General features: G+C 31.1%; 13 protein-coding genes. 3 read left to right on the plus strand and 10 right to left on the minus strand.

Annotation, left to right across the window (positions count from 1 at the left end; translation table 11 throughout):
• Nucleotides 1-26: 26 nt before the first annotated feature.
• From AP058_RS01310 to AP058_RS01340, 7 genes are all read right to left on the minus strand, one after another.
• A complete protein-coding gene (locus AP058_RS01310) occupies nucleotides 27-353 on the minus strand; it encodes a DUF4133 domain-containing protein (protein WP_066305934.1) in 327 nt (108 codons plus the stop codon).
• A 2-nt stretch (nucleotides 354-355) separates the two neighbouring features.
• Nucleotides 356-637 (minus strand): DUF4134 domain-containing protein, encoded by a 282-nt coding sequence (locus AP058_RS01315; RefSeq protein WP_369815123.1) that lies wholly within the window; start codon nucleotides 635-637, stop codon nucleotides 356-358.
• 188 nt (nucleotides 638-825) lie between these two features.
• Entirely contained in the window at nucleotides 826-1,308 is a 483-nt protein-coding gene (locus AP058_RS01320) for a hypothetical protein (protein ID WP_066305937.1), read from the minus strand.
• A 239-nt stretch (nucleotides 1,309-1,547) separates the two neighbouring features.
• The gene (locus AP058_RS01325; protein ID WP_066305939.1) at nucleotides 1,548-2,099 is read right to left on the minus strand and encodes a hypothetical protein; all 552 of its coding nucleotides are present in this window, start codon (nucleotides 2,097-2,099) and stop codon (nucleotides 1,548-1,550) included.
• A gap of 18 nt (nucleotides 2,100-2,117) precedes the next feature.
• Nucleotides 2,118-3,317, minus strand: coding sequence for a hypothetical protein (locus AP058_RS01330; protein ID WP_157492561.1), 1,200 nt, complete (start codon nucleotides 3,315-3,317; stop codon nucleotides 2,118-2,120).
• A gap of 48 nt (nucleotides 3,318-3,365) precedes the next feature.
• Nucleotides 3,366-4,241 carry a helix-turn-helix domain-containing protein gene (locus tag AP058_RS01335; protein ID WP_066305947.1) on the minus strand — a complete coding sequence of 292 codons (876 nt, stop codon included), beginning with the start codon at nucleotides 4,239-4,241 and terminating at the stop codon, nucleotides 3,366-3,368.
• Nucleotides 4,242-4,541: 300 nt separating this feature from the next.
• Complete coding sequence (locus AP058_RS01340) at nucleotides 4,542-5,234, minus strand: hypothetical protein (RefSeq protein ID WP_066305949.1); 693 nt, start codon at nucleotides 5,232-5,234, stop codon at nucleotides 4,542-4,544.
• A 337-nt stretch (nucleotides 5,235-5,571) separates the two neighbouring features.
• On the opposite strand from AP058_RS01340, the gene AP058_RS01345 reads away from it, so the two are divergent.
• Nucleotides 5,572-7,263: an AraC family transcriptional regulator gene (locus AP058_RS01345; protein WP_066305956.1), complete on the plus strand. Its 1,692-nt coding sequence runs from the start codon at nucleotides 5,572-5,574 to the stop codon at nucleotides 7,261-7,263.
• A gap of 195 nt (nucleotides 7,264-7,458) precedes the next feature.
• The gene (locus tag AP058_RS16575; protein WP_231739465.1) at nucleotides 7,459-7,614 is read left to right on the plus strand and encodes a histone H1; all 156 of its coding nucleotides are present in this window, start codon (nucleotides 7,459-7,461) and stop codon (nucleotides 7,612-7,614) included.
• Nucleotides 7,615-7,698: 84 nt separating this feature from the next.
• Here the strand turns inward: AP058_RS16575 and AP058_RS01350 are convergent, their stop codons facing one another.
• A complete protein-coding gene (locus AP058_RS01350) occupies nucleotides 7,699-8,349 on the minus strand; it encodes a nucleotidyl transferase AbiEii/AbiGii toxin family protein (RefSeq protein WP_066305958.1) in 651 nt (216 codons plus the stop codon).
• Nucleotides 8,350-8,362: 13 nt separating this feature from the next.
• Nucleotides 8,363-8,875: a hypothetical protein gene (locus AP058_RS01355; RefSeq protein ID WP_066305960.1), complete on the minus strand. Its 513-nt coding sequence runs from the start codon at nucleotides 8,873-8,875 to the stop codon at nucleotides 8,363-8,365.
• A 389-nt stretch (nucleotides 8,876-9,264) separates the two neighbouring features.
• On the opposite strand from AP058_RS01355, the gene AP058_RS01360 reads away from it, so the two are divergent.
• Nucleotides 9,265-9,474: a hypothetical protein gene (locus AP058_RS01360; RefSeq protein WP_066305961.1), complete on the plus strand. Its 210-nt coding sequence runs from the start codon at nucleotides 9,265-9,267 to the stop codon at nucleotides 9,472-9,474.
• A gap of 156 nt (nucleotides 9,475-9,630) precedes the next feature.
• Here AP058_RS01360 and AP058_RS17300 read toward each other — a convergent pair whose 3' ends face one another.
• Entirely contained in the window at nucleotides 9,631-9,795 is a 165-nt protein-coding gene (locus tag AP058_RS17300; RefSeq protein ID WP_082706537.1) for a DUF4172 domain-containing protein, read from the minus strand.
• Nucleotides 9,796-10,163 lie beyond the last annotated feature (368 nt).

Genomic DNA, 10,163 nt, shown 5'->3' on the forward strand with positions numbered 1-10,163 from the left:
CTTCCCTCTTAAATTTTCTCACTTCATTAGATCTCACTTGTGTCAAATCGAAAAATTTTTCTACTTTTGACTTTAATTCTTTTAGGCGTTTGCTTGTAAGCTATAGCTTTCATGAGTCCATATTCTCCATATTTACTGCTCATTTTATACACTTTCAGAACTAATACAACACCCGACACTCCAATAAAACCAACACACAATAAAGAAGGTAAACCAAGAATATACAACACTGCAAACAGTATCATAAGTACAACAACACCACCCCCCAAATACCAAATGTATTGGGCCTTTAATCCTTTGAATTCAATACTCTGATTGATCCCTTTGTTTATTTTGTAAACGCTACTTTGCATCTTTAAACTCCAAAGAAGGATTTAATTACCGTTGCTACAACCACTAAAAAAACACAACTTCCAAACCAAGCAGCGGCTACTTTTCCTGTATCAGGATCACCAGCATTCCATTTTTGATAGACCTTCACTGCGCCAATAAGTCCCAATATTGCGCCCACCGCATACATAAGTTCTGTTCCAGCATCAAAGTAACTTCGCACCTTTTGATTGGCTTCATTAATACCTGCCACACCATCCTGTGCATAACCTTGCGCTTTTGCTAGAAGTATCAAACTAACTAGCATTATTCGCTGTACTCCATGAAGTACTTTTTTCCTAAATTTCATTTTACATTTTTCCATCGTCTTCATAATTTAGATTGTTTTCGTTTTAAAAAAGTGGAGAAATCTTCGCCATTTCATTACTCTATTTTCTCGTCACACATCGCCATACCGCACTAGAGAGAAAAGGGAGAATTCCTCCACTAAAAATATTAATTGGCCTCCACCCACAACCCATCCACCTCGGCTAAAGTTAAAAGCAGCTGCGGGGTATTACTTAAATGGGAGACCAAAAATTTATTGATTATATGCTTAAAATGAGAATTTTGAAGGTGCGGATATTCTAGAAGTATCAGAGAAAGATAATTCATAAAAACTTCCTTTGACCTTCCCAATCTAGCGCTCTCTTGTATAGCTTCAAGCAGTTTTGGGTACAATTCTATTGTATCTTGTTTCAAAGTATCGCGCTCAATAATTTCTGCATCGACCACTTTTATGGAAAGAGGAGATTTCTTTTTAAAAAATGCAAAATTACCTTTAAATTTAGCAAGCTTAAATCCTTTTAGTTTGCTTTTACCTGATAACAATGATTGCCATTCATTTTGATACAATCTTCCGATAACAAAAAGATACCAAAGCATACTACTAAAAATTACCACGGTGATATAATCACTCCATAAAATTGAATTCAACATAATCACTTCATTTAAATTTCACACTCCATTCCTCTGTCAATTCGCAAACCATTAATAACCTGTCGATTAACTTGATATCAAAGTAACGATAGAATTAAAGTTGCTACAAGTACAACTTTTTGTTGTACCCCGTTGTACCCCTCACAAACCCTTACCCTACTGAAAAAGATTCATAAAAAAAGCCTCCAAAAGGAGGCTTAATAAAGAAAATCAGATAGTTAATTTCTAATTAAAGTTTGCTATTTTTGAAATTTTCCAAATTCAACATCTGCTCGATTTACGATTTCCCATCCATTTTCTGAAAGATAAAAATAAGCAGTACATTGCATTTCTTTTTTCAAATCCCTTCCATACAATACTGCAAAAACCGTATTCTCTCGAACTACCGTGTAGTCAAAAATGGTGACATTTTTGGTTGTGTTGGTAATAACGCTCGATATTTGTCCAAAGCGCTCTTCCCAAACCTTTACCTTCTGAATCGAAGATGATTTGTCTTTTGAAGAGGTTTCTAATAAAAAGAGAGCCGCTTTATCGGTAAAAAATAGTAGTGGATTAGGATCCAAAATCTTTCGAGTTCTCTTAACAGTCACTAATCCTTGCTTTTCAAGCCCTAAATCGATAAGTCGTTTCGCATGTTGGGGATCATTGCAAAAAATATCATAATCTCCAATGATGGGAAATTGCAGCTCACTGACAATCATTTCTTGTGCTGTTTTTTGATCCAATTTTTTTTCAGTACAGCCCATCCATAAAAAAGAGACTGATAGTACAATTAAAAGTGAGTTTTTCATTTTCAAAAGATTTAATGATTAATAATCTCTAATGTGTTTGATAATCCGTTCTAATGTTTGTATGGCTATTTCTTTGTCCCTTTCTTCTGCATTATACGATTTACTTCTCATGGAGTCATAGGATAAATCGACTTTTTGAGAGGTCGACAGATAGGGAACAATAGTTTTAAAAACCTGACTCATCGATCTGGCTTTAATAATTCTTGATTCATCACCCGCACGCAAAATGAGTGCTATTTGATCGGCAGATAGGTTACATTCAATTTTGTTTTGCACTAATTTTTCATTGTTTACAGTTTCCCGTGTACCAACCGCTAATTTAATCTCAGAAGATAAATTAATTCTATGTTGCAAGTACTTAATTTCATTTTCAAACCAACCAAGTAAAGAGTCGGTAATGTTTTTTTGAAAAGGGTCAAAGCTGACTTTTTTATTAGAATTAATTTGGCTGAATTCTTTAAAATGTGACAATAGTAGACATAATTGTTCCGTCAAACCATCCGTTAATTTTAAATCATCTTTGAGCCTTTGCGCTAACCAATGAAAGTAGCTTAAACTATTAAAATTTAATTCAAGAAGTAATTCATCTAACTCTGAATAAAAATTTTCATTTACTTTTGAAAGATCACTTTCTTCGATAGATCTTAGTAAGTTCTTCTGATACAAAATTTGACGATATGTACTCTTATGACCTGAATTAGAATGCAGTAGATAATTTAAATTATGAAGTACAATATCCATAGTTGTTTTATCCGACTCACTACTCAACTGCTTAGATTTTAATTTATTAACCTTAAATTGTAATTCGTTTCGAGAAACAATTATATACGTTATAGGAACTCTTTCATCTAAACTTAAGAAAGTTGCAAATCTCGTTTCAATAAAAGACAGTAGATCTTCCAAGCACGTAATTATTTTTTCGCTAAGTAAACCTAGATTATGATTTCTTTGTACATTGTTAATCTGGCAACCCACCATCCTGTCTATTAGATAGATAAAAGTGGAATGATATTTTCGAATTAATAGTCTAATTTCTCTCTTTTTTCGAATCGCGAACACTTCATTTTTTATCTGAATTTGAATTTTCTTAGATTCTTTTACTACATCAGTTGACATTAGTAATAGCTCTTGCTCTGATATAAGTATGACATCTAAATTATTAGTATTTGAAAGTTGCAAGATTAAAGTATCTAGCCATTCTAGGGGATATTTATTCATCATACTATTGTTTTAATTGTCAAATAATGCAACCTAAACCAGTGAGCTTCATATTTCCTTAAATCTATTACGATAACGAGATGGAGATATTGAAGAATGTTTTTTAAAAAAAATACTAAAACTATTGGAGGATCCAAACCCTAATTCTTCAGCAATATCTACGATGTTTAATTGAGGGTCTTCTAGAAGGTTTTCAGCTTCACTAATAATGGCATTAACGATTAATTTTTTAACCGACTTTCCAGTTACTTGATTAACTACTTTGTTAAGATGATTTGGAGTAACGAAGAGCGCTCCTGCATAAAATTGAACACCATGTTGCCTTTTATAATGAATAGACAAAATAGTAAGGAACTGAACAACCAAACTTTCTTTTCTTGGAAAGATTTGAAAATTATCCGAGGTCTGATGAGAATAAATTAAGCGAAGTTCATAAAGTAGTAGATTAAAACTAACCCTTTGCAATTCATGATCGAATTCCTTTGCTTTAAAATCTTTGTTCACAAAATAAATTAATTTATAAATCAGTGACAGCACAGAAAATTCTTTATCATCGAGACCAATTTTTACTATTGACTTTCCAAGCAAATAGTAAAACGAATCAATCAAATCTCTTTTTAAACCATATTTAATGATAAATTCTGGAGTAAAAGAGATTAAAAAAAATTGTAATTTATCATCAGTTTGTACTATTCTGCACAATGAGTCAATGGGAATTACAAGCAAATCTCTTGGTTCAATATTTAGTAAAATTGCCCTTACTTCAATGGTTAACTTACCTGATTTAATCAACATAATTGAAAAATTAGCAACTTCAAATGATTCTTTCGCATCTGTCCTTACTTCATACTTTTTAATTATATGAATATCCAAACCTGCACTTGGCAAATTTTCTAATGTCCTATTTAAAAAATCTTTAATCACGTTTCCTATATTTTAAAAACTTTTAAATGGCAACTTCTACTTTTAAAATTAAAGCTCAAAAATTGGTTCAATAATTTTATATACAATAAAGTACAGATTACAAACTGATGTAATTAAAAGTAGATATGCTGGAAGCTTAAGTTCATTTATTATTATTCCTCCTGAGATCATGTAGCCAATTACTTCATCATAATTAAAAAAATCTATGATGAAATAAAGCTTACAAGATTAAAAATGAGCAATACTGCCTACAAAATTTTTTGCTTTTCCATTTTTAATTAAAATTTTAAAAAACACTTTCTATAAAATGGCATTAAGTAGCGCTATCATTGAAAAATATGAGACAAGATTCTGATCTGATGAAGTGTTCACTTTTTTATGACCTACAGATGTTTCCCAATCCCTGTCTTTGCGCTCAGCCTCGGCATAAAGTGCATAGCTCGAAACAGTAGAGAAAGTTAAAATAATTTCTTTTTCAGTATTATTTAATGTGTCATTCTCTAAAACTTCAGCATCAAATAAAATGATTTGATCACGCATAACTATATATTGCTCATTTTGGTTATCAATAAGTTCTTGAATAAAATCTGATAATTGAACCTTACTAATTGTGCTAAGCGAGCTATTTGCCACAATTTCAAATAATTTACGAGTTGGATTATTCAAAATGGAAAGAATTTCTTCGGGTGTAAAACCTAAATTTGTTTTTTTACTTGTTTTACTACTTTTATAAAATTCTGAAATAAAATAAATTTGGCTATTTATTTCCTCAATAGTTTGTGGCGACTTGTTATTTTGTAGATACACTTGTACGACATCATAGTATGACTTTCCTTTAAAATCATATGGATTGGCTGGATTAAGCGGAAATGATACCTCAACAATTTTGTGATCAGATAAATTAGTATCCTTTACCTCTAAATTGGAATCCGCATCAGTGGTACAAGAAAATAAAAGAAATAAAGTGGCCGTGCATAATAGAAAATTTTTCATGATTTATTTGTTTGAAAGTAATCGAGATTTTATTCTCAGTTCATTTCATCCGGAAAAGCAGAACTTTTTATTGGCACTATGCCAACAATTTTTGCTTATGAATTCAAAACAAATCTATTGGCAGAAACATTTATGTGCAACACTATACCTTATCATTTTCTGAAAATCACCTATGTGTTTTCTGAAAACACATACCCTTTTTATACAAATAACACCCTGTTTATCAAATGTTTATTTTAATTTTATAATAATCTTTGCTACAATTTTATTTTCACTTACTTGCACAGTGAATTCAGTGTACAAAAGATGTATTTACCCAAAAAAATCATTTCCTACTATGATTCAAAAAAAATATATCCTACTATTATTTTGTGCAGTTCAATTATTACATGCCCAAAAAATTACGTTTCACATTCCAGATTCTTTAAAAAGCAAGAATTACAAGTATCTTGATGAAAAGATTTATGCATTAAAGGGTGATAGTACTAAAGCAAGTCCCTATCTCTATGCCTATCTAAATAGGGCAAAAAATGAGCAGAATTGGAAGGAACTTGTTAATGGCTACCAAAATATTTTACACGAATCACCCGATTATTTACGTATAACCTATGCAGATAGTATGGTTTACTCTGCTAAAAAATCAAAGAAAAACGATTTAATAGGGTACGCTTACCTATCAAAAGGAATTGTCTATTATGGTAGAAATGAACTGCAAATTGCCCTTGACAATTACATCGTGGCCAACAGTTACATCTCTAAAACAGATGATGATTATTTAATTTATAAAGTAAAATACAACATAGCCATTATCAAAACCTACTTAGGATTTTACGACGAAGCAATTTCGTTGTTTAAAGAATGCATCACTTATTTCAAAGACAATAATACCAGACCGTACTTAAATTCACTTCATTCTCTAGGACTATGCTACAATAGAATTGGAAATTATGGACTATGTAGTCAAACCAATAAATTAGGATTTTTGGAGGGAATACGACTGCAAAACAGAGAAATGGACATTTATTTTATAGCATCGGAAGGTGTCAACCAGTATTTTTTAGATAACTGTAATTCCGCGATTACAAATCTTGAAAAGGTTTTACCGACTATGGTGAAAAATAAAGAGTATGCAAGTGAAGCGATAGCCAATTTTTATATTGGAAAAAGCTATTGGAAGTTGAACAAACACGAAAAGTCAATTCGTTATTTCAAGAAAGTGGATCAGATATTCACTGAAAAAAAATATAGTAATCCTGAACTTCGTGAAGTGTATGAATTAATGATAAAATTTTATAAAAGCCAAAACAATTTAGAAGGTCAATTGTACTGCATCGATCAATTGATTCAAGTAGATCAATTATTAAAAGATCGTTTTACCTATCTCATCACTAAAATTCGCAAAGAATACGATACCAGCTCCCTATTATTTGAGAAAGATAAAATTAATGCACTGCTACTTGAAGAGAAAGAAAATGTACAATATTTTATATTATTAGTGCTATTGCTACTACTGTTCTCCGTTTATATTACGTACAGGTATTTTAGAAATAGGAAAGTTTATAAAAAAAAGTTTTCAGAGTTAATGCTGCAATTAAATTTAGATGTTAACTTGAAAACCAAAATAAAATCAGGACGAGAGCAAATTGAAGATATTAGTCCAGAGACAGCAAACAACATATTGAAACAATTGGAGAGGTTTGAAAGTAAGCAAAAATTTCTTATGAAAAATTTGACGCTTTCTAAACTTGCTGTACAATTTAATTCAAACCCAAGATACCTATCCGTCATTATTTCGCACTACCGTGATAAAACATTTTCAACCTATATTAATGATTTAAAAATTGATTTCTTAATACAACTTTTAAAAACGAATAAAAAAGTGAGAGATTATTCCAACGGTGCTTTAGCAGAAGAAGTTGGTTTTAGTACTACTCAACGGTTTACCCGAGCTTTCTATTCCCGAACCCAAATGCCTATACCTTATTTTATTGAACAAATTAAAATGAATAACTATAATCATGAACAGTAATAGTATGTAGAAGTAAAAAGTGCTTTTAAATTTAACGTTTACACATACAGTATTGAAAACCACATTGCAATTATACAAGTTAAAACCTAACCGATAAATGCGTTATTTAATAGCACACTGTAAAACTACTCAGCTTATTATGCTATTTTTTTTACTCAATTTAAAATTAGAACCATGAAAGAATTAGTATAAAAAATTAATGCGGAATTTGAAACATTCACAACCGAAAATCAATCCTTAATAGAAAAAGGGGTAAAAGCAGCTGGACCTAGAGCCCGTAAAGCCACTTTAGAGCTTGAGAAATTGCTTAAAGAATTTATAAAACTTTCTATCGAAGCAGCAAAAAAATAATTGGAAATAATACCTAAAAGTCCTTCAGCACAGACTGAAGAACTTTTTTAATGTATATAGAAAAAATTATCGGATAACTTTTATTTAGTTAAATTCATTCGCAATTTTTTCTTCAAAATCCAATTTAATTAATTCCCAATACTTACCATGTAAACAAATAGGGTCAAAATCAGAATCGGCACCATTAAAATCACTCAGTTTTTTAATTAATGTAGTTCTTGAATGCGAATAAGGATACCGAAGCTCATAGAAATCAATCATCTCAGAAATTGAATAATAGTTCAGCAACTCATGCAAATCCCAAAAGTCTTTTTTTCTTCCACCATGTCCCACAACCTCTAACTTCATGGCAGTAATTTCTTCAAGTTGCGATAAGCGCACACCTTCAAATTTAATTATCGGATAAACAAATGGATCAGTATAAAACAAATCTACTTTAACGAGGTTCTCTTGATTCTCTCCAATAAAGTACGTTTTCCCCATCGAATTATTCCCCCCTCCGCCCATCTCCACGCAGGGGAAAGAAGCCAGAAATATTGCATCTATTTCCTCGAAATCAATTGTGCCATATTCCGCATCTGTAAATAAATCGATATCTATAGACATTCTGTGTCCTAACAATAAACTTAGAGAAGTTCCGCCCACCAATCGAAACGAATCTAACACTTCAAAAGTCATCAGCTCCTTTAGCGTTTCCCACAATAAATCGGAAACCGTGTTTTTATAAATACGCATTGTAATACTGTTTTTATGATAGTAGGTACTTATTCAAATTCTCTTGAAAAGAAGGCAGAAAATCATTATTGGTATTTTTTAGTTCCTTCATAATGGCCTCTCTTCCATAAAAAGAGATGATTTCATTTATTTCAATTTCATTCCCTCTTTCAAAAATTCTTTTCAATATGGGCTTTCGGTCAGTATCCCAATTGATTTTATTAAAATCAGTATCCCAAAAAAGTACCTTTCTAATTTTTGCTAAATCAGGAGTCTTCGTACTTGAATTAATTTGAATGGCTTTCTTTACATCATAGCTTGCTTGCAGTATCATAAAATAATCATTTGCAACACCCAACTCGTGACCCAACTTAATAGAAAGATTTGGATTTATACTCCGTTTTTCTTTAAGTATAGCACCAATCGTTTGCGCATGCTCTTCTAAAGAATCAGCTAATTCTTTATTTTTTAATCCGCGTAGCTTAATTTCACGTTTTAAAATTACACCAGGATGAATTCCTTTTATTTTTGCTAATTCAGGTAACATATACTTTGCTTTAGAGTTCAAAGATAATCATTTATGAAATAGTAAACAAAATTGTTTAGTATTATCATTGAAGTCAGACATTTTATAAAAAAGGAAAGTGGTAATTTAAAATTTGATTAATTCGACCTTAGTTTTGTTGATTTGATTTCTTTTTACTGTTGTTAAAGCAAGAGTGTTTTGACAGCTGTAAAACAAGAGTATTATTAAAAATTCTTTTGAATATCAAATCAACTTTTTAATAGTAATGAAAAATTAAAGTGCGATATGATAGTATAACTAATTTCGGAATCAACAAAAATAATGTGAATTATGGACAACCGTACTGGATCATTTATTATTTAGAATAACTTTGACACTACTATAAATACGTACGTAAATTTTTAAAAAATATGAAAATAGCTCTAATCCTTTTGCTTGTTTCGTTTACAGCCGTCTCTATAGTAGAAACAAATGTTTACATCTACGGAAATAAAGGGGCTAAAAAGTACCATTACAAGGAAAACTGTCGTGGGCTTTCAGCTTGTACACATGGAGTTAAAAAAACTGGCCTGACTCAAGCAAAAGGATTTGGACTAACAATTTGCGGCTGGGAGAATTAACTATGCAGCTACCTTTCTCCTCTAACCTATCCACTCCCCAACTCGCTGCAGCTTTTGGAAGTACTTACTTCAGCGACCTATAAATTCTATTGGCTAATTGCTATCTTAGAATCAGTAGAGAATGGAAATAATAATATTAAAAAAAGAGCACTTTTCTCAAGAATGATCGCCAATGCTTGGTATACTGTGAATTATTTCAAGGTGTCCTTGCATAACGCCAAGTATTATTCCTTGCTGATGCCTCACCTTTCCAACTAAAGGTGTAATAACATCTGCATCCCAGTTAGAATTTGGCCAATCTTTATTTTGATGAATATACATAGCACTGAATTTTTGCGGTAAACATACTATTTATTTAGTGTATAAAAGTAATTTTGCGGTGTAAATCGTGTTTTTACACCGCAAAATACAGGTGATAAAAAAAATTTATCATCGCATCATTAGTAGATTTCATTTTTTAGCTATGATGGAGCTTGAAGCTTTAGTTAACTCAGATAATAAAATTTTGAATTGCCGTAAATATATCGATTTCACAAAGTTATTCTGAAAATAGTAGAGCTCTTTACAAAGCTCAAAACTATTTTTCGGATATAATTTTTTAAGTTTTAGATTAGATGCATTTTAGTATGATGTATTTTTTATTTTCAAGGTTTGCTCGCCAACATTAAAAGCATAAAGTGCCGATGGTA

It is taken from the genome of Flavobacterium sp. TAB 87, assembly GCF_001529295.1.
In the GTDB taxonomy this organism is placed as follows: Bacteria; Bacteroidota; Bacteroidia; order Flavobacteriales; family Flavobacteriaceae; genus Flavobacterium.